General features: G+C 73.6%; 22 protein-coding genes and 2 pseudogenes. 14 read left to right on the top strand and 10 right to left on the bottom strand.

Going from position 1 to position 18589, the window contains the following annotated elements:
• Positions 1 to 35 precede the first annotated feature (35 nt).
• From lspA to ITJ85_RS02530, 3 genes are read right to left on the bottom strand one after another with little or no spacing between them, the layout of a single operon-like run.
• Positions 36 to 617 (bottom strand): signal peptidase II, encoded by a 582-nt coding sequence (gene lspA, locus ITJ85_RS02540; protein WP_281412219.1) that lies wholly within the window; start codon positions 615 to 617, stop codon positions 36 to 38.
• Positions 614 to 2563: a heavy metal translocating P-type ATPase gene (locus tag ITJ85_RS02535; protein WP_217914788.1), complete on the bottom strand. Its 1950-nt coding sequence runs from the start codon at positions 2561 to 2563 to the stop codon at positions 614 to 616. Before ITJ85_RS02535 ends, lspA begins: the two co-directional genes overlap by 4 nt.
• Positions 2560 to 2892 (bottom strand): ArsR/SmtB family transcription factor, encoded by a 333-nt coding sequence (locus tag ITJ85_RS02530; protein ID WP_217914787.1) that lies wholly within the window; start codon positions 2890 to 2892, stop codon positions 2560 to 2562. Before ITJ85_RS02530 ends, ITJ85_RS02535 begins: the two co-directional genes overlap by 4 nt.
• A gap of 321 nt (positions 2893 to 3213) precedes the next feature.
• Here ITJ85_RS02530 and ITJ85_RS02525 point away from each other — a divergent pair, with 321 nt between their 5' ends.
• From ITJ85_RS02525 to ITJ85_RS02485, 11 genes and pseudogenes are all read left to right on the top strand, one after another.
• Positions 3214 to 3528 carry a DUF6112 family protein gene (locus tag ITJ85_RS02525; protein ID WP_281412218.1) on the top strand — a complete coding sequence of 105 codons (315 nt, stop codon included), beginning with the start codon at positions 3214 to 3216 and terminating at the stop codon, positions 3526 to 3528.
• A gap of 256 nt (positions 3529 to 3784) precedes the next feature.
• A complete protein-coding gene (locus tag ITJ85_RS02520; protein WP_217914785.1) occupies positions 3785 to 4234 on the top strand; it encodes a hypothetical protein in 450 nt (149 codons plus the stop codon).
• Positions 4231 to 5607: a TrbL/VirB6 family protein gene (locus tag ITJ85_RS02515; protein ID WP_217914784.1), complete on the top strand. Its 1377-nt coding sequence runs from the start codon at positions 4231 to 4233 to the stop codon at positions 5605 to 5607. Before ITJ85_RS02520 ends, ITJ85_RS02515 begins: the two co-directional genes overlap by 4 nt.
• Complete coding sequence (locus tag ITJ85_RS02510) at positions 5597 to 7066, top strand: SCO6880 family protein (RefSeq protein WP_217914783.1); 1470 nt, start codon at positions 5597 to 5599, stop codon at positions 7064 to 7066. Before ITJ85_RS02515 ends, ITJ85_RS02510 begins: the two co-directional genes overlap by 11 nt.
• A 201-nt stretch (positions 7067 to 7267) precedes the next feature.
• Positions 7268 to 8323 carry a hypothetical protein gene (locus ITJ85_RS02505; protein WP_217914782.1) on the top strand — a complete coding sequence of 352 codons (1056 nt, stop codon included), beginning with the start codon at positions 7268 to 7270 and terminating at the stop codon, positions 8321 to 8323.
• A 289-nt stretch (positions 8324 to 8612) separates the two neighbouring features.
• A complete protein-coding gene (locus tag ITJ85_RS17335) occupies positions 8613 to 8741 on the top strand; it encodes a hypothetical protein (protein ID WP_281412217.1) in 129 nt (42 codons plus the stop codon).
• 38 nt (positions 8742 to 8779) lie between these two features.
• Positions 8780 to 9322 carry a hypothetical protein gene (locus ITJ85_RS02500; RefSeq protein ID WP_217914781.1) on the top strand — a complete coding sequence of 181 codons (543 nt, stop codon included), beginning with the start codon at positions 8780 to 8782 and terminating at the stop codon, positions 9320 to 9322.
• Entirely contained in the window at positions 9307 to 10101 is a 795-nt protein-coding gene (locus tag ITJ85_RS02495; RefSeq protein WP_217914780.1) for a type IV secretory system conjugative DNA transfer family protein, read from the top strand. The genes ITJ85_RS02500 and ITJ85_RS02495 overlap by 16 nt, the downstream gene beginning before the upstream one ends.
• Before the next feature lie 12 nt (positions 10102 to 10113).
• Positions 10114 to 10419, top strand: a pseudogene (locus ITJ85_RS17590) (hypothetical protein); the annotation flags it as partial.
• A gap of 9 nt (positions 10420 to 10428) precedes the next feature.
• The gene (locus ITJ85_RS02490; RefSeq protein WP_217913805.1) at positions 10429 to 10578 is read left to right on the top strand and encodes a hypothetical protein; all 150 of its coding nucleotides are present in this window, start codon (positions 10429 to 10431) and stop codon (positions 10576 to 10578) included.
• Between the two features lie 15 nt (positions 10579 to 10593).
• Positions 10594 to 11364 (top strand): annotated as a pseudogene (locus ITJ85_RS02485) (zincin-like metallopeptidase domain-containing protein); the annotation flags it as partial.
• A 145-nt stretch (positions 11365 to 11509) separates the two neighbouring features.
• Here ITJ85_RS02485 and ITJ85_RS02480 read toward each other — a convergent pair.
• From ITJ85_RS02480 to ITJ85_RS02470, 3 genes are all read right to left on the bottom strand, one after another.
• Complete coding sequence (locus tag ITJ85_RS02480; RefSeq protein ID WP_217914778.1) at positions 11510 to 11683, bottom strand: hypothetical protein; 174 nt, start codon at positions 11681 to 11683, stop codon at positions 11510 to 11512.
• A 37-nt stretch (positions 11684 to 11720) separates the two neighbouring features.
• Entirely contained in the window at positions 11721 to 12605 is an 885-nt protein-coding gene (locus ITJ85_RS02475) for a F510_1955 family glycosylhydrolase (RefSeq protein ID WP_217914777.1), read from the bottom strand.
• Between the two features lie 692 nt (positions 12606 to 13297).
• Positions 13298 to 13555: an SHOCT domain-containing protein gene (locus ITJ85_RS02470; RefSeq protein ID WP_343232990.1), complete on the bottom strand. Its 258-nt coding sequence runs from the start codon at positions 13553 to 13555 to the stop codon at positions 13298 to 13300.
• A gap of 132 nt (positions 13556 to 13687) precedes the next feature.
• Here ITJ85_RS02470 and ITJ85_RS17330 point away from each other — a divergent pair, with 132 nt between their 5' ends.
• Positions 13688 to 13819: a hypothetical protein gene (locus ITJ85_RS17330; RefSeq protein ID WP_281412216.1), complete on the top strand. Its 132-nt coding sequence runs from the start codon at positions 13688 to 13690 to the stop codon at positions 13817 to 13819.
• Between the two features lie 61 nt (positions 13820 to 13880).
• Here the strand turns inward: ITJ85_RS17330 and ITJ85_RS02465 are convergent, their stop codons facing one another.
• Positions 13881 to 14234 carry a YgaP family membrane protein gene (locus tag ITJ85_RS02465; RefSeq protein ID WP_217914775.1) on the bottom strand — a complete coding sequence of 118 codons (354 nt, stop codon included), beginning with the start codon at positions 14232 to 14234 and terminating at the stop codon, positions 13881 to 13883.
• A gap of 106 nt (positions 14235 to 14340) precedes the next feature.
• On the opposite strand from ITJ85_RS02465, the gene ITJ85_RS02460 reads away from it, so the two are divergent.
• Positions 14341 to 14733 carry a four-helix bundle copper-binding protein gene (locus tag ITJ85_RS02460; protein WP_343232989.1) on the top strand — a complete coding sequence of 131 codons (393 nt, stop codon included), beginning with the start codon at positions 14341 to 14343 and terminating at the stop codon, positions 14731 to 14733.
• A 64-nt stretch (positions 14734 to 14797) separates the two neighbouring features.
• On the opposite strand, the gene ITJ85_RS02455 is transcribed toward ITJ85_RS02460, so the two are convergent.
• The 3 genes from ITJ85_RS02455 to ITJ85_RS02445 all read right to left on the bottom strand — a co-directional run bounded on the left by ITJ85_RS02455 (position 14798) and on the right by ITJ85_RS02445 (position 18176).
• On the bottom strand, positions 14798 to 17056 hold the full coding sequence (locus ITJ85_RS02455; protein ID WP_343232988.1) for a heavy metal translocating P-type ATPase: 2259 nt from the start codon (positions 17054 to 17056) through the stop codon (positions 14798 to 14800).
• A 47-nt stretch (positions 17057 to 17103) separates the two neighbouring features.
• A complete protein-coding gene (locus ITJ85_RS02450) occupies positions 17104 to 17757 on the bottom strand; it encodes a hypothetical protein (protein ID WP_217914772.1) in 654 nt (217 codons plus the stop codon).
• A gap of 212 nt (positions 17758 to 17969) precedes the next feature.
• Entirely contained in the window at positions 17970 to 18176 is a 207-nt protein-coding gene (locus tag ITJ85_RS02445; protein ID WP_246496313.1) for a heavy-metal-associated domain-containing protein, read from the bottom strand.
• A gap of 82 nt (positions 18177 to 18258) precedes the next feature.
• On the opposite strand from ITJ85_RS02445, the gene ITJ85_RS02440 reads away from it, so the two are divergent.
• Positions 18259 to 18570: a metal-sensitive transcriptional regulator gene (locus ITJ85_RS02440; protein WP_217914770.1), complete on the top strand. Its 312-nt coding sequence runs from the start codon at positions 18259 to 18261 to the stop codon at positions 18568 to 18570.
• Positions 18571 to 18589 lie beyond the last annotated feature (19 nt).

Here is an 18589-nt window from a genome sequence, read left to right as displayed (position 1 = left end):
ACGGGAAAACCGGCTAAGCGGCGGTCTAGAGACGGTCAGCGGGCGTCTTCGCGCGGCGCCGGCTCCTGATCCTGCAGATATGTCCAGAGCATTAGAAGGACTCCGCAGACGATCGCCGCGTCGGCGAGGTTGAACGCGGGCCAGGCGCTCATCTCGATGTAGTCGGTGACCTCGCCTCGGACCACGCGGTCGAAGAGGTTGCTCGTGCTGCCGCCGAGAAGCAGCCCTCCTGCCAGCGCAGCGAGGAGGCCACCCCGGGCGAGCAGGCCGAGGGCGAAGACGAGCGCTGGCAGCAGGATGGCCGTCGCTACGCCGACGAGCCGCCCGGATCCCGCGAAGAGGCCGAATGCGATGCCGTCGTTGCTGCTGTGCCCGATGGCCAGAGCAGCCCCCGACACCCAGTCCTGGCCGCGATCGATCGCCTGCCGGACCGACCACTTGACGACTTGGTCGACGGCGAGCGCCATGACGGCGAGGGCCGTCATCGCCCTCCAACGGCTTCGGGCGGTCCGGCGTCGCCGCCGCCACGCCGAGCGCGCGACGGCCTGCTGGAGGGGGAGTCGGCTCCCGCTCGCAGATGCGGGGTCGGAGGGTCCCGCCGGCCTCGGTGGGGTCACGCCGGGGACGCCGCCGGCGTCACCGCGTCGGGGGAACGGGCCGCGCGGAGCCCGTTGGCGACGGCGAGGAGCTCGGACACCTCGTGCACGAGGACTGCGACGACGACGGTCAGCAGCCCGACCACGGCGCTCGGGATCAGAAGCGTGAGGAGGGCGATGCTGAAGACGAGGTTCTGGCGCGAGATCCGCTGGCTGCGCCGCCCGATGGCAAGTGCTTCGGGGAGCTTCTTCAGATCGTCGGCCATGAGGGCGATGTCGGCCGCCTCGATGGCGGCGTCGGTGGCTCCCGTGCCGAGGGCGATCCCGAGGTCCGCGCGCGCGAGGGCGGGTGCGTCGTTGATGCCGTCGCCGACCATCGCGACGGTGCCGTACGCGGCGCGGACTCGCTCAATCTCATCGACCTTCTGCTCCGGCAGGAGCTCTGCGCGCACGTCGTCGATCCCGAGGCCCCTGGCGATCGCCTCCGCGGTGCGCCGGTTGTCCCCCGTCAGCATCACGAGATTCGTCAGCCCGAGCCGGCGCAGCGCCCCGAGCGCCTCGCGCGCCTCCGGGCGTGGCTCATCGCGCATGGCGACGACCGCGACGGCCTCGCTCGCAGCGCCGACCAACACCACCGTCTTGCCCTCCTGCTCGAGCCGCTCGACCTCAGCTGGGGGCGCCGCCTGCGGAGCCAGCCGGGCGAGCAGGCGAGGGCTACCGACCCAGACCTCGTCCCCATTCAGCCTCGCCGTCGCCCCGTGACCGACAACCGCCTCGAAGTCCTCGACGGCTGGGGGGTCGATGCCCTCGCCGCGGACGTAGGCGAGTATCGCCCGCGCCAGCGGGTGCTCCGAGCGGGCCTCCACGGCGGCCGCCACCCGGAGCGCCTCCTCGCGGGAGGCCCCATCGAGGGTGACGAAGTCGGTCACCTGCGGGTGCCCCCGGGTGAGGGTCCCGGTCTTGTCGAAGCAGACCGCCTGGAGCCGGCCGAGGGTCTCGAGCTGCGCGCCGCCCTTGATCAGAATGCCGCTCCGCCCCGCCCTGCTGATCGCCGCGGCGACCGCCACCGGCACGGACATGACGAGCGCGCACGGCGCGCCGGCGACCAAAAGCGTCACCCCGCGCAGCGCCCACTCAGACCAGTCGCCTCCGAGCAGCGGAGGCACGACCGCCACCAGCAGCGCGGCACCCAGCACCGCCGGGCTGTAGCGATCGCTGAAACGATCGACGAAGCGCTGGGCCCGTGACTTCTGAGCTTGGGCCTCTTCCACCAGGTGGACGATCCGGGAGAGGCTGTTGTCGGCGAAGGCGCGGGTCGCCTCCACCTCGATCGCGCTTGGGCCGTTCACGGTGCCGGCGAAGACGTCCGCGCCGGGCCCCTTGTCGACGGGGACCGCCTCCCCGGTCACCGGCGCCTCGTTCAGCGTCGTCCGCCCAGAGCGGATAACGCCGTCCGTTGGAAGCGACTCGCCGGGGCGGACCACGAAGACGTCACCCGGGCGCAGGTCCTCCGCCGGGATCGTCTCCTCGCGCCCGTCGCGCAGCACGCGGGCCTGCCTGGGGGCGAGCTCCAGCAGGTCGCGGATCGCCGACCGGGTGCGGGCGAAGGTCAGCTCCTCCACCGCCTCCGCGCTCGCGTAGAGCACCACCAAGGCGGCCGCCTCCTCGAAGAGGCCGAACGCCATCGCCCCGGCCGCCGCAGCGAGCATCAACGCCTCGATGCCGATCTCGCGCTCCTCGATGAACTCCTCGACCCCTTCGCGGGCGAAGAAGTAGCCGCCGATGACGATCGCGGCGATGAACAGCGGCAGGGCGATCGCCTGCGAGTCGACCCGCCACTCGATCACGACGCCGGCAATCGTCAGCAGCGCGGCGATCGCGGCGTTCCGAAGCGGCGGAAAGCGATAGACCGCCTCGCGCCAGCCCATCGGGCCCGTCGGCGTCTTGTCGTCGTCGTCGTCGCTCACGCGGCCCTCCGCCGACGCCCGTAGCGCGAGCACGCCTCGACGGCGCCGCCCGCCTGCTCCACTAGGCGGTCGGCGAGGGAGAGCAGCTCGTCCACACCCTCGAGGAGGCGGTAGTGGACCTCGCGGCCGCGGCGCTCACTGGTGACGAGCCCGCACTCGCGCAAGCAGGCGAGATGCGCGGAGGCGTTCGGCTGAGAGAGCCCCGCGTCCCGCGCCAGGTCCGTGGCACGTCGCCCGCCCCGGCGCAACGCCTCGATGATCGCGAGTCGCGATGGGTCGGAGAAGCCGTGGAAGAGGACCGAGCGTGCGGTCAGCTGATCGGGGGGCATGACACAGAAGCATAACCGCTCGCTTATGCTTTACGCGTGGGCGACTCGCGCGGTGGGAGACGCCCTCACCGCTACCGAAGGCGCGGTCACTGGCGCGCCACATGCGACCGTCGGTATCACGGCCACACGACGAGGCCGGCCAAACCGCGCGATGAACGCTGGCGGGGTCGGTCGGCCTCGCGCACCACCCCGAACGCGCCAATCCCGTGGATCTGTGTCGCCCGATTGGGCGGCGCGCGGCTGTGATGCGTCTAGTACGGCGACTCGCTCACTTGACGATACGTCGCACCTTAGCCGATACTCATACGCGGTCTGTTTCAGTTGACGTACGGGGGACGCGGCGGTGGACGTGCTGAGCGGGATGAGGCTTCAGGTGTCTGCCCAGCCGGATCCGGGGGGCTTCCCGGCCAGGACAAGCTGCAGGGACTCGTGAACGGCCTCTACAGCTGGTCGTTGATCCTCGTGCTCGCGGCGCTCGTGGTCGCGGCCATCGCGTGGGCCTGGGGCAGCCACTCGAACCACCATGGGGCGGCCTCGGCCGGCCGTCGCGGCGTCCTGCTGGGCTTCGGCGCCGCACTCCTGGTCGGCATGGCGCCCCAGCTCGTCAACTTCTTCTACAACGTCGGCCGCCGGTAGCCCGTGCCTCCGCACGCGATTACGTCCGCCGCCGATGGAGTCTGAGCGCCGCTCGCGGAGCCGCCTCGCGCTCGCCGGGATGGCGGTGCTCCTGCTCGCCGTCGGCCTCGCGGTCGGCCGCTCGACTGCGGGCCCCGACGGGACCGCGGCTCGTGACCTCGCTCCGGCATCCGTGCCTCCGGCTCCGCCGCCTACGCGCGCTACGGGCACCGGGGAGCGCACCCGCTCGGGCGCGATCGCGGCGGCCGCGTCGGCGATGACGGCGCTCGCGCGCCCCGAGCTGCTCTTCGACCCCACCCGGCGGCGCGCCGTGGCCCGCCAGGTCGCGGATCCCTCCTACGCCGGCGAGCTCGCCGACCTCTTCGACCGGGGCTACGACCACATGGTCCGCGAGCTCGGCGGCTCCGATCCCTCGCAGGTGCTGCTGCGGCTGGTGCCCCTGGGTCATCGGGTCGAGAGCTTCTCGCCCGCGCGGGCGCGGGTTGCCGTGTGGCAGGTGCTCCTGATCGGGGCGCCCGGTGGGCGGGTCGTCGCGTCGTGGTCGACGAGCCGGGCCGATCTGGTCTGGGGGCGGGGAGGGTGGCGGGTCGCGGGGTTCACCTCGGACGAGCCCGGCCCCGGGCCCACGGTGACCAACGCCGCCACCGCGACGCCGCCCGAGGTGTTCGTCGCCCGGCTCGACGGCCTGGCGCCTTTCACGCGATGAGCCGGACCGTCGCCGCGGCGCTGGTCGCCGCCCTCGCGGCGCTCGTGCTCCTCGCGCCCCCGCCCCAGCGTGCCGAGGCGATCCCGACCCCCTGCGACGTTCCCCTCATCGATCAGGGCTGCAGCGCCGTCGGGGATGTCGTCGGCGCGGTGGCGGGCGCCGGGGCGGATGCGGCCGGGCAGGCGATCCTCGGAACCCTCACCGGATGGGTCGGCGACGGCGCCTCCTGGCTCCTCAAGCAGGTGGCGAAGGCGATCGACGACACGACCCGCGTCGATCTGGGCGCGCCCTGGTTCGCCGAGCACTACGGCTTCATGTTCGGGGTGGGGGCGATTCTGCTGCTGCCGCTCCTCTTACTTAGTGTGCTCCAGGCCCTCCTTCGCCAGGACGCGGGCCTCCTGGCGCGCGCCGCATTCCTCCATCTGCCGGCGGCGATGCTGCTGACGGGACTGGCGATCGCGGTCACCCAGACGGCCCTCGCCGTCACCGACGCCCTGTCCGCTGAGCTCACGGCCGGAATCGCGGAAGACACCGGCTCCCTCGCCCAGGGGCTGTCGGCGGTGAGCCTGCCCGGTGCCGGCATCCCGCTGTTCGCCTCGTTCGTCCTCGCCCTCTTCATGGCGATCGCCGCGGTGTTCGTCTGGATCGAGCTCGTGCTCCGGGCGGCGGCGATCTACATCGCGGTGATGTTCCTGCCGCTCTTCCTCGCGGCGATGATCTGGCCGGCGACCTCAGGCTGGATTCGCCGCCTCGTGCAGCTACTGGTAGCGGCGGTGCTCTCGAAGCTCGTGATCGTCGCGACGCTATCGCTCGGCCTGTCGGCGTTCTCCTCGGGCGACTCGCCGAGCGCCGTTCTGGCGGGGGCGGGGATGTTCATGCTCGCCGCGTTCTCGCCCTTCGTGCTCTTCTCGCTGCTTCCGCTCGTCTCCGACGCCGCCCAACCCCAGCGCGAGTCGCGACACGCGCTCGCTGGCGCGACCGGCGCGACGCTCGCCTGGAACGTCGCCCGCACACGGATGGCCTTCGGTGCCGGCGGCGGCGGCGGGCGGATCGGCCGAGGCGGGCCGGGTCCGGTCGGCCCGCATGGAGGTCCCGGTCGGGGTGGCGGGGGGACGGCGCTCGCGGGGCCGAGCCCTTTGGGACTGGCCGGCGGAGCCGGTGGCGCACGCGTCGCCGGCCGGGCGGGAGCGTCGCCGATGACGGCAGGCCCGGTGCCCGCCGGAACGCCGACGAGCCCGCGGACGGGGGAGCGGCGAGCCGCCTCGACCGCCCCTGACGCGGACTCCCGGCCGAGCGCGACGAGCCGGCACCGTCCGCGCACCCCGCCGCCGGTCCTCCCTCCTCGACCCGCCCGGGGCGGCCATGGAGCGTGAGCCCGAGCGTTACCGCTTCGGCCCGCTCGAGGCGGGAGGCGCTCTGGGAGGACTCACCTGGGCGCAGGTCGCCTGCATCGCCGGCGGCCTGCTCGGCCTGGTCCTCTCCCTGAACGTCGCTCCGGGCCCGGCGGGCGCGCTCATCGGCCTCGCCATGGCGGCGGCGGGCGCGGCGGCCGCGCTCGGCTCCCTCGGCGGGCGGGCGCCAATCGCCTGGGGCACGACCGCGGGAGGCTTCGCGGCTCGACGCGTGACGGGGCGTCTTCGCTACCGCTCCGCCAGCCCCGGCCGCGGGCACCCGCTCGGCGGCACGCCCCTTCCGGAGACCCTCAGCGACGTGCGGATCCTCTCGGCCCCGACGGCGGGGGGCGAGGTCGGGGTCGTGCGCGACGGGCCGACGTGGACGGCCGTGATCGCGGTCGAGCCGGGCGCATTCGCGCTGCTCGATCTCGCCGACAAGGAGCGGCGCGTCGCACGCTGGGGATCGGTGCTGGCCGGCTTCGCCACTCCGGCGAGCCCCGTCTCGCGGCTGCAGTGGATCGAGCGCACGGCCGCTGAACCCCCGGACGCGCTCGGCCGCCACCTGCGCGAGGGCCTCGGCCTCGATCCGGCGGACCCGGCCGTCCACTCCTACCTCGAGCTGATCGCCGACGCGGGCGCCCCGGCACGCCGTCATGAGACCTTTCTCTGCCTACAGGTCGACGGACGCCGTGCGGCGCGCGCGGTGCGACGCGCGGGCGGCGGGGACGCCGGCGGCTGCGCCGTGCTGCTCCGCGAACTCGCCGGGCTGGCCGAGCGGCTGCGCGGCGCGGAGGTGCCGGTGCGCGGACTGCTCTCACCCGGGCAGGTCGCCCGCGCCATCCGCCTCGGCTTCGATCCCGACGCCCGCTCGGCGCTCGACGCCCACCCGGCGGACGGCGCCGGGCGGGAGGGCGTCTCGCCGTCCGCGGCCGGACCGATGGCCGCGGACGAGGCGTGGCGCTCCTACCGCACCGACGGCGCGATCCACGCGACCTACTGGATCGCCGAGTGGCCGCGGGTCGACGTCGGGGCGGACTTCCTGATGCCGCTGATCCTCACGACCACCGCCTGGCGCACGGTCGCCGTCACGATCGAGGCGCTCGATCCCGCCCGAGCCATCCGCCAGGCCGAGAACGCCCGCACCGGGGCGACGTCCGACGAGGAGCTGCGCGCGCGCCTCGGCTTCTCGGCCACGGCGCGTCGCCGGCGCCGTCAGGAGGCCCTGCTCGACGAGGAGGACGAGACGGCCTCCGGGCACGCGGGATGCCGCTTCTCCGGGTACGTCACCGTCTCGGCCCGCTCGGCCGAGGAGCTCGAGGGGGCGCTCGCCGACGTCGAGCACCAGGCCCAGGGCTCGCGCCTGGAGCTGCGGCCCATGTGGGGCGAGCAGGCGATCGCGTTCACGTACACGCTCCCCCTCTGCCGAGGTCTCAGGTGAGGACCCGCGCGCGGCGGCGCGCCCACCGCGCCACCAGCGCCCACCTGCAGGCGGCCTACCCGTTCATGGGCGAGGGCGGCCTCGGCGGACGCGGGGTCTACATCGGCCGCGAGGTCTACTCGGGGGCCGCCTTCTGCTTCGACCCCTTCGTGCTCTACGAGCAGGGGGATTACCAACCCCTCGGCGCTCGTCGCCGGGCAGGTGGGCCTCGGCAAGTCGGCGCTGGTGAAGACCTACCTGGCCCGCCAGGCGGTCTTCGGGCGCCGCTCGGTGGTGATCGATCCAAAGGGCGAGTACGGGCCCCTCGCCGAGTGGTTCGGCGCCCGCCCGATCCGCCTCGCGCCCGGCGGGCGTGTGCGCCTCAACCCGCTCGACGCCGCCGGCGGCCGCGATGAGCGGGTCGCCCTCCTGGCCGCGCTCGTCTCGGCGTCGCTGCGGCGCGACCTCGGCCCGCAGGAGCACGCGGCCCTCGACGTCGCCTACCGCGCCGCGGCGGCGGCCGGAGAGGCGACGCTTCCGGAGGTCCAGCGGCGTCTCCTTCATCCCGACCCGGAGGCCGCGGCGGCGATCGGCACCGACGAGAGCGGGCTCGCCGCCGAGGGCCGGGCCTGCGCCCTCGAGCTACGCCGTCTTTGCGAGGGCGACCTCGCCGGGATGTTCGACGGCCCCACCTCGGCCGACGTCGACCTCGACACGCCCGTGGTGGTCTTCGACCTGTCGGCGCTCCACGGATCGCCCGCGTTGGGGATCCTGATGGTCTGCGTCGGCGCCTGGCTGTCGGGACGTCTCGCCCGCGACGACGGGATCCGGCGGCTGGTGGTGCTCGACGAGGGCTGGGCGGTGCTCGCCGACCCGGCGACCTCCGCCTTCCTGCAGCGCCTCTCGAAGCTCGCCCGCGCCTACGGCGCCGCCTTCCTGCTCGTCATCCACCGCCTCTCGGACCTGGGCGCCGCCGGTGCGGAGGGATCGCGCGTGGCCCGCATCGCCGAGGGCCTGTTGTCGGACTCGGAGACGCGGGTGATCCTGCGCCAGAGCCCGGCGGACCTCGGCGCCACGCGCGAGCTGGTCGGCCTGTCGGCGACCGAGGCCGAGCACGTGGCCGGGCTGTGGCGGGGCGCCGCGCTCTGGAAGGTCGGCGGGCGCTCGTTCCTCGTCGACCACCGACTCTCGCGCGCCGAGTGGGCGCTGGTCGACACCGACGCCCGCATGCGCGCCCACGCGGCCCCGCCGATCCACGCCCGAGGAGTCCCGGCATGAGCGACGACACCGCTCGCGGCGCATCCGCTCCCGCCCAACCGCGACCCGCCCCGATCGGCGACCCCCTCCTTCCCCGCGCCGAGGAGGCGGAGCTTCCCCGCCGGGCCCGGGCCGCGGCGGAGCTGGTCGCGGGATTCCAGGGGTCCGCGCGGCTCGACAACCGCTTCTGCCTGGCCGTCCGCGATCTCTCCCGCGCCATCGTCGGACTCGAGGGCATGCGGGCGGTGGGCTTCTCCACAGAGATCGCCGCCGACGCCGACCCCCGCGCCTCTCCGAGGTCCTCGGCCAGGTGGAGCGGGCGCTCGAGCGCGCCCGGCCCGAGCTCGAGGCCGAGCGGCGCCAGCGGGCCCAGGAGCGCCGGCCCGCGGCCCGGTCGGGCGCCCGGCGCGCGCCGGGCAGCGCCGGGGCGAGCCGGTGACACCCCCGCCCTCCCGGCCCGTGCCCGAGGATCCCTGGGTGACCCTCGGCCTCGCCGCCGTGGGGGCCGTCATCGTCGCCGGCGGCCTCGTGTGGGGCGTCGGCTGTCTCGCCGGGGCGACCTTCGGTTCCGGGGTCCCCGAGGCGGGGCTCTCGGAGATGCCTGGCGTGCTCGCGCGCCTCCCCGAGCGCCTCGCTGACCCCGGCTCGGCCTGGCCCGCGCCCGACCGGGCGCGACTGCCGGGCCCGGTCGGCTTCTACGGCGCGCTCGCCCTCGCGGCTGCAGCGGCGTCGATCTTGTCCATGGCGGGTGTGTCCCTCGCCCGTCGAGCCGGTCTGGAGCCCGTGCCTCGCCGACAGGCCCAGGGTGCGCGCTGGGCGCGGACGTGCGACCTCCGCGGTCTCATCGTGAGCCGCCCCCAGCCGGGCCGGCTCACGCTGGGGCGGATAGGGGCTGCGCTGGTGGCGACTGAGGCACGAGCGAGCACGCTCGTTGTTGGCCCGAGCCAGTCGGGCAAGACCGCCGGACTGGCGATCCCCGCGATCCTCGAGGCCGCCGATCGGTCGTGGCCGTGTCCGTGAAGCGGGACCTGCTCGACCACACCCTGGCGGCGCGGCGCGCCCGCGGCGAGGTGCTGATCTACGACCCGACCGGCGCGGCGCGACTCGACGACGAGGGGCTCGTCGGATGGGATCCGGTCGCCTCGTGCGCGGAATGGCCCGAGGCCCGCCGGATCGCCCACAACCTGACGAGCGCCCAGGGGGCGGCCGGCGGACGCGACGCGGAGTTCTGGCTGCAGCTGGCGGCCAAGCTGATCGCACCGCTACTCCTCGCCGCCGCCGGCCGCGACGGCGGCTCGATGCGGGACGTGGTCGGCTGGCTCGACTCGGGCGAGCAGACGGCAGTCAGCCGCATCCTCGTGGAGCTCGGCGAGCCGGACGCGCACGCCGCCTTTGTCGCGACCTGCCGCCGGGAGGAGCGGACGCTCTCGTCGGTCTACGCGACCGCCGAGGCCGTGCTCGCCCCCTTCTCCGATCCCGCCGTCCTGCGGAGCACCACCCTGCCGCAGATCGACCCGCATGCGGTCCTCGACGGAGCGAGCACGCTCTATGTGGTCGCCCCCGCCAAGGACCAGGAGCGCCTCGCCCCGCTCTTCGCCGGGCTCATCGAGCAATCGTCGACGCCGCCTACGCCCGGCTGCCGCGGGGCGCCCGTGCGAGCCCTCGCTGCTCCTCGTGCTCGACGAGGCGGCCAACACGGCCCCGATCCGCAACCTGCCTCAGATCGCCGCGACGGCCGCCGGGCAGGCATCCAGGTGGTGAGCGTCTTCCAGGACCTCGCCCAGGCCCGGGGACGCTAACGCGAGGCCGCCGACACGATCCTCGCCAACCACCGGGCCAAGCTCTTCCTGTCGGGCATCAGCGACGCACGCACCCTCGACTACCTCGGCCGGGCGCTCGGCGAGGAGGAGGTCGGACGAGAGCCACACCCGGGGCGAGCACGGATCCGCAAGCCGCACCCGGGGGACGCGCCAGACGCGGCTGGCACCCGCCAACGCCGTGCGGGGGATTCCGCCGGGCGAGGCGATCCTCGTCTACGGGCACCTGCCGCCGGCGCGCCTGGCGCTACGGCCCTGGTACCGCGACCGGGCCCTGCGCCGGGCGGCGAGAACCGCTGAGACGACAGGTTGACCGAGCCACCCCCCGAGGCCGGCCGTCGCCGGGCCGAGGCGCGCCGCGAGGAGGCCCGCGCCCGCTTCGAGGCGGCCTGCGAGGAGCTCCGAAGCTCAGAGGGCTGGCAGCGCTTCGCGAAGGCGCGGGCGCTTCTTCGTGGCTAGTCGCTCACGAACACGCTCCTGATCCTCTCCCAGCGACCCGACGCAACCACCGTCGCCAGCTACCGCCGCTGGATCGCGCTCGGGCGCCAGGTCCGCCGGGGAGAGCAGGCCCTGCGCATCTGGGCGCCCTCGGTGCGGCGCGAGCGGGACGAGGCGACCGGCGAGGAGACCGCCGCGGTCCGCAGGTTCGTGCTGGTGCCGGTGTTCGACATCTCCCAGACCGAGGGGCCACCCCTGCCCGAGCCACCGCCGATCGCGCCGCTGACGGGAGCGTCCCACGCCCGGCTGCTCCCTCACCTCGAGGAGGATGCGGCGCGCGCCGGCTATCGGGTGGAGCGGCACGACGTCCTCCCCGGTCGAGCTCAGGGGTATGTCGACCACCGCCGGCACCTCATCGTTCTCGCGTCGACGCTCCCGCCGAACGGACAGGTCGCCGTCCTCGTCCATGAGCTGGCCCACGTCCACGGCGCGCGCTACGCCGAGCTCGGTCGCGCGGGGGCGGAGGTCGTCGCCGAGACGGCCGCCCACATCGCCTTGGCGGGCGTCGGGCTCGACACGGGCCACCAATCGGTGCCGTACGTCGCCGGATGGGCGGATGCGGCCCCGAAGGAGGTCGCCTCGTACGCCGAGGCGACACACCGCGTCGCTGCGGCGCTGGAGGCGGCGCTCGGGACGGAGCGCGAACGCCAGGAGCTCCCGCTCACGCGGGTCATTGAGGACGCCCATGTCGCCCACGCGCCGCAGATCCCGGACGAGCGTGCCCGGGCTCCCGCGCGCACCCGCTGAGCGACTCTCGCCGCGCGGCCAGCACAGCGCGCCCGCTCGTGGGCGAACTATCGCGAGCACCGCAGCAGGTCATGCTCGGTCTAGCGACCAACCGAGTCAACGGAAATGGGGCAAGACCACAGCGCGTGATGGTGATCATGGGCGACTAGCCGCGTCCATCACCGGCTCCACCGAGCATCATCCATACCATCGCGCCCATCACCGCTATGCAGCCAACGACGAGCAGCAACAGCCAGCCGCCCGCTCCGACAGCCGCCAAGGCGATGATCGCGGCGACGAGGGCGGCGAACACCCACATGCGCTTGGTCGAATGCCTCATCGGCTCCTCGCACCATGCGGCGCGTCCTGCCCGCTGTTCACAACGGCCATGCGCCGTCCGTCCATGTGCGCCCCCCGTCCGAGCTGCTGCGCAGGGCGCCGTGCTCAAGCGCGACGATCAGCCGCTCGGAGGTCGGCGCGGTCATCGCCTCGGGACGGCCGCCGACCCGCCCGGCGCGCGCCCAGGAGGCGCCGCCGTCGCCGCTCACGCTCAGCTCGCCGTCCAGAGACAGCGCGTAGAGGGCGTCCCGCCGCGGCCAGGCGAGCAGGCCGGGCTGCCCCCCGAGCGGCCGCCAGCTGCGCCCGTCGTTGCGCGAAACGATCAGGCCGCCCTCTGACGCGGCGACGATCCGCGATGGGTCGTCCGGGTCGACCACCAGGTCCATGAGCGGCGGCGGCCGACGGACGCGCCACGTCTGGCCGCCGTCGTCGCTGATCATCAGGCGGCCGCCGCTCGCGTCGTAGCCGTGGATGAACGAGCCGGTGGCGCGCAGCGCGTGGAAGTCTGCCTTGCCGAGTAGGGAGATCGGCTCCCAGGAGCGGCCGCGGTCCAGCGATTCGACCAGGCCGAGAAGCGGCGGCAGCCCTTCGCGGAGGTCCGGGTGCCCGGAGCCGAGGAAGCGGTCTGCTCCGGCGACCGTGAAGCCCATCGTGTCCTGGCGGCGGTCGCCGACCCGGGCCGCTTCGTCCGATCCCGACTCCATCCGGAACAGGCCGGTGTGGGTCGCGATGTAGAGCGCCCCGTCGGCCGGGTTTAGCCCCAGGCCGTGCGCGTGTATCGGGTCCGATTCGGCAGCCGGGGCCTCTGCCTCCGTCCCGCCGCCGCACGCGGCCGCCAGCAGCACGAGCACGGCTGTTGCCGCGCCGAGGAGGACTCGAGCGCGCCGGTTCGTCTTCGTCCACAGGCCGACGGCAGTGATCATGACTCGGGACGATGGTCTATCGAGCGGCGCGTTGAAAGGACGAGTCGTTCCACGATTTACGAATCCGTCACAAGCTGGTGGTAGACCGATAGCCAAGACGTACGGGGGGCTGATGCGACGAATCGTGGTGCTCATAGTGGTCGCCATCATCGCGTTCGGTGTCGGTATGATAATCGGAGTCGTGGCGCGCGCCGCACCGGCCGGCCCACAGAACGTCCCGCACATGGACAACGCGTCGGGCGACCGCGCGGGCAGCGCCGGACTCCGCACCCGCTTGGGGTCGCCTCAGCGGTAGGGCCGCCGAGCGGCACCAGGTCGATCAGGCGCGGTCTCGAGGTCAGCGTCGTACGGAGCTCGTGTTCATGGCTCCCGGACGCGCGTGTAGTTGCGTCCGAGCCGGTAGAGGCTCGCCCGTGACCCTCGAGCGACGGTCCGCCCCGCGAGTCCTGCGCAGGCGGGTCACCGAACCGCTTCGCCCGGACTGGCACGCCGGCCCGCCGAAGCCGGTGACCTCATCGGCCTGACGGCCTGCCGCAAGAGGTCGTCGCTTGCGCGCGTCGCGCGCGGCGGCCCGCCGATCGTCTCGTGCTGGACGCATCGCCCGCGCGGATCGTCCTCCGCTCCGGCGACGGCCCATGGGTGTGAGGCGATGCCCGCGATCGCGCACCCGACGCGCTCGTATGCCATCGGCCTCACTTCTCCGGCCGACCGCGGCCGGCCAACACGTCGCGAAGGCGCTCGTAGGTCTCGATGTCGATCTCACCGCGGACGAGTCGCTCGTCGAGCAGGCGCTCAGGGGTCGCAGGCACCGGCCCCTGGTCAGCCGGCGCACCGGCGCCCGACGAGGGGGAGAGCCTCCCCACCGCCAACATGACCAACGCGACCAGGGCGATCCAGAAGAGCGACATGAAGACCCAGTCGCCCACTCCCATTCCATGTCCGTCCAGCATCACTCACACTCCCTTTCGCATCTCGACCGGTGCGGTGAACGCGCGAGGCGCTGCGGGCGGCGTTCCGGCAGCGCCACGTCCGCTCACCGGCCGCCTGTCCCTCCACCGCCGCCGTGGGACATCCCCCCCATCATGAGGGCCATCATCAGCGTGCACGCGATGGCCACGATGATGAACCCGCTGCCGACGACGCCGGTCGCCACGAGCGCGATGGCGATGGCGAGCATCGGCACGCAGCACGCGATCATCATCCAGCGGCCGTGACCGTGGCCGCCGCCGGGCTCGGGCTCTCCGGGAGTGTCCGGATCGTGGTGTTCGTGTCCGTTCATGTCAGCCTCCTCGGCGAGATCGGCGAGCGGCCGAGCCGGTGGTAGAGCGGGCAGTGCCCGAGGGCGCCGGTCACGACGAGATCGAGCCCGGCCGCGATGAGCAGCACCACGAGCGCGACGGCCAGGGCACCGCCCGCGGCCGCAAGGAGCAGGACGCCACCGACGACCCCGGACAGACCGACGACGATCCGGCCGATGCGCTCCGGCGCCGTGATGTTCACCTCGGGTCGTTGCATGTCGACCTCCCGTCGTTGGTGTCTGGCGTCAGACTGACCGTTCTCCTGACACACATCGACCGGCGATCGTGCGAGCCCGCTACGGGAAACCACGATGGCGGGCGGCGTCGTCACGGGTCCGTCACATGCCGGGCGTGTCCCAGCGGAAGCCCGGGTACGCGACGGTGACCCCACGAACGATCGGAGGAGCCACGTGTCCATCGCCGACGTCGCCACCCGGATGCTCGAGACCTATCCACGGGACTTCAACGTGTCGCAGGACGCGCTCGTGCGCTGTATCGAGGCCTGCTACGAGTGCGGACAGGCGTGCACCCAGTGCGCCGACGCCTGCCTCAGCGAGCAGGGCAAGCAGCAGCAGCAGCTCGCGAAGTGCATCCGCCTCAACCTCGACTGCGCGGACGTGTGCATCACCACCGGGCGCATCGTGAGCCGCCAGACCGAGTACGACGCGAACCTCACGCGCGCTGCCCTCGATGCGTGCATCGCCGCGTGCCGCAGCTGCGGCGACAAGTGCGAGGCCCACGGGGAGCATATGGAGCACTGCGCCGTCTGCGCGCAGCACTGCCGCGCCTGCGAGGAGGCGTGCCGGAACCTGCTCGAAGCAATGCGCTGAGCGCTCGGGCCAGGAGCTCGGCGCCACGCCGCCGCGCTCCTGGCTGCATGCCAGCGCCGAGAGGTCAGGTTCTGGCGGCGACCGCCGTCCGACCGGCCGACGCCGGAGGGGACGGAAGATCGTCGTCCGCTCGTAGCCGGCCGAAGGCCCGCAGGCGCAGGCTGTTCGAGACGACGAACACGCTGGAGAGCCCCATCGCGGCGCCCGCGACCAGCGGGTTGAGGTAGCCCGCAGCGGCGAGCGGCAGGGCGGCCACGTTGTAGGCGAAGGCCCAGAACAGGTTGCCCTTGATGGTTCGGAGCGTGCGTCGCGATAGCCGGATCGCGTCCGCCGCGGCTCGCAGGTCGCCCGAGATGAGCGTCAGATCCGAGGACTCGATCGCGACATCTGTGCCGGTGCCGATGGCCAAGCCGAGATCCGCCTGTGCCAGCGCGGGGGCGTCGTTCACGCCGTCGCCGACCATCGCCACCACCCGCCCGTCGTCCTGCAGGCGACGGACGACGGTCACCTTGTCCGCGGGGAGCACCTCCGCGATCACCTCGTCGATGCCGACCTCGGCGGCCACCGCCCGCGCGGTGGCCTCGTTGTCGCCCGTCAGCAACACCGGTCGCAGCCCCAGCTCTCGCAGGCGCCGTATCGCCTCGGCGCTCGACGGCTTGATCGTGTCGGCGACGACGAAGAGCGCGCGGGCCTCGCCGTCCCAGGCGGCGGCGACCGCCGTGGCGCCGGCACCCTGCGCGGCGTGGAGGGCCGTCTCGAGCGCCGTCGGCAGGCGGAGGCCCCAGTCGGCGAGCAGCATCGGCCGGCCGACCACGATCGACCGCCCGTCCACGACGCCCTCCACGCCGAGGCCTTCGCGGTTGGTGAAGGACTCCGGCGCCGGCAGCGCGCCAAGCTCTGTGCGAGCCGCGCGGGCGATGGCGCGCGCGATCGGGTGCTCGGAGCCGTCCTCGAGGGCGCCGACCAGCCGCAGCGCCTCCGCACGGTCCCCGCCCGTCGCGACGGCGACGTCGATCACGGCCATCTCGCCGCTGGTGACGGTGCCGGTCTTGTCCAGCACCACCGTGTCGACCCGGCGCGTCGACTCCAGCACCTCGGGCCCCTTGATCAGGATGCCGAGCTGCGCGCCGCGGCCCGTCCCGACCAGCAGCGCGGTCGGCGTGGCGAGCCCGAGCGCGCACGGGCAGGCGATGATCAGCACCGCAACCGCGGCCGTGAACGCGAACGTGGCGCCCGCGCCGTTGGCGAGCCAGAAGCCGAGCGTCCCGGCGGCGAGGGCCATCACGACGGGCACGAACACTGCCGAGATGCGATCGGCGAGACGCTGGACCGCCGCCTTCCCCGACTGCGCCTCGGTGACGAGCCGCGCGATCTGCGCCAGAGCGGTGTCCGACCCCACCCGGGTCGCACGGACCACCAGGCGCCCGCCGGCGTTGATCGTCGCTCCGGCCAGCGGGGCGCCAGGCCCCACCTCTACTGGCACGCTCTCGCCGGTCAGCATCGATGCGTCGACGGCCGAGGCACCCTCCTCGACGACGCCGTCCGTCGCGATCTTCTCGCCGGGGCGCACCAGGAATCGGTCACCGACCGCGAGATCGCCGATCGGTATGCGCCGCTCGCCGCCGTCGTCGTCGAGCAGCGCCACATCCTTCGCGCCGAGCTCGAGCAGCGCTGCGAGCGCGGCGCCCGCCCGCCGCTTCGCCCGGGCCTCGAAGTATCGGCCGGCCAGGATGAAGGTCGTGACGACCGCGGCCACCTCGAGGTAGATGTGATGCGACTCCGCGCCCGGGTCGACGATCAGGTCGAACGCCATCCGCATGTCCGGCTCGCCGGCGCCGAGGAAGAACAGCGCGACCGCCGACCAGCCCAGCGCGGCGAGCGTGCCGACCGAGATGAGCGTGTCCATCGTGGCGGCGCCGTGGCGGAGGTTGATCCAGGCGGCTCGGTGGAACGGCCAGCCGCCCCACAGGACGACCGGCGTCGTCAGCTGGAGCGCGAGCCAGCCCCAGTAGTCGAACTGGAGCGCCGGCACCATGGACAGCACCAGGACCGGCAGCGACAGCACCGCGGACACGACGAGCCGCCGCCTCAGCGCCGCGGTCGGGTCCACGTCCGCCGGCTGCTCGGTGCCCGTGGTGGCGGCGACGGACGGGCGCACGCCGTAGCCCGCCTGCTCGACGGCCTCCACCAGGCGTTCGGGTGGCACCACGCCGGGGTCGAACGCCACCGACGCGGTCTCGGTCGCGTAGTTGACCGACGCCTCCACGCCCTCCAGGCGGTTGAGGCGCTTCTCCACGCGAGCGGCGCACGAGGCGCACGTCATCCCGGTGATCGGGAGCTCGAGGCGCTCGGGGACGCCGCCGGGTGAGCTCACGGAGCGACCTCCAAGGTGTGGCCGACGGTCCGGACGCGGCCGTCGATCTTGAACTGCAGGAAGAGTCGATAGCGGCCGACCGACGGCAGCGTCGCGCCGAACGCCACGCGCCCCGGTCGCGACGCCGGCTCCGGATGGACGTGCAGGAAGGCGAGGTCGCCCTCCCGCAGCGCGACGAGGTGCCCGTCGGCGCCGAGGTACGGCTCGAGACCCGTTGCCGGCACGCCGGCGCGGCTGATCTCGTACGTGAGCTGAGCCTCGGCGCCAGGCGAGAGCCCGCCCGTGATCAGGCGGCCCTCGTATCGGTCCGCACGGACGCGAGCGACCGGCGCAGGCAGCGCGCGTGGACGGAACACGCCGGAGACCAGGACATCCGTTGCGAGCGTCACGTCGCGTCCACCGGCGCGGAAGTCGGCGAATGCGCGGTAGACCCCCGCCTCCGGCAGGGTGAGCCGGACAGTCCAGCGGCCGCCTGTGCCGCGCACGGGATGTACGTGCTGGTAGCCGGTGAGGTCACGACGCACGACGATCAGGTGCATCGCCCGCTCGTGCTGCTGCTCGAAGTCCTCCACGGGACGTCCGTCGCGTCGCAGCACGCGAAAGGTGAGGTCGACCGGCCTGCCGATCGACGGCGAGGCCGGCTCGAGCACCAGCCGATACCCAGCGTCCGCTACGGCCAGGCCCCGGGGTCGCGCAGGCTCCGGCGCAGGCTCCTCGGCGCCGCCGTGCGCCTCTGGGTGGCCGCCGGCCGGGCGCTCGCCGCCATCCGCGCGGAGCGGCTCCAGCGCGCCTCCCGCGACGGCCGCCAGGCCGAACGTGGCCGCGAGGATGGCGACGAACGCCGCGATGCGGGCGGGCGCGGTCACGACTGCAGGGTGTATCCCGCCTCGGTCACCGCCGCCGCGATCGCCTCGTCGGTGATGCCATCGCCCACCACCGCGAGCCGGCCGGTGGACAGATCGACATCGACGTGGGTCACGCCAGGCACGGCGACGACCTCCTCGGTGACCGCCGCGCGGCAGTGTCCGCACGTCATACCCGCGACTGTGTAGATCCGCTCGTTGCTCATCGACATCTTCTCGCTCCTATACAAGGGGGGAGTACTAGCTGGCAGGCTTGCATACCCCGTCCCTGTATGCAAGCCTGGGCGTATGACGACGCAGAGGAAGCCCCATCAGCACGTCCCCGGCTACGCCGCAGCAGGCGGCAAGGACGCCGTGCTCAAGCGCCTGCGCCGCGTCGAAGGGCAGGTACGCGGCATCGCCGGCATGGTCGAGGACGACCGCTATTGCATCGACGTGCTCCAGCAGATCAGCGCCGCCCAGGCAGCGCTCGACAAGGTCGCCCTCGCGCTCGTCGACGACCACACCCGCCACTGCCTGCTCGACGCGGGGCCCGACGACCAGGAGGCGCGACGCGAGGAGCTGATGAAGGCGCTCGTCCGCCTGGTCGGCCGCCGGTAGCCGCGAACGAGCGAGGAGG

This window comes from Miltoncostaea marina (assembly GCF_018141525.1).
Lineage (GTDB): Bacteria > Actinomycetota > Thermoleophilia > Miltoncostaeales > Miltoncostaeaceae > Miltoncostaea > Miltoncostaea marina.
The sequence above is the reverse complement of the archived record's forward strand: the minus strand, read 5'-3'. Positions and strand labels throughout refer to the sequence as shown.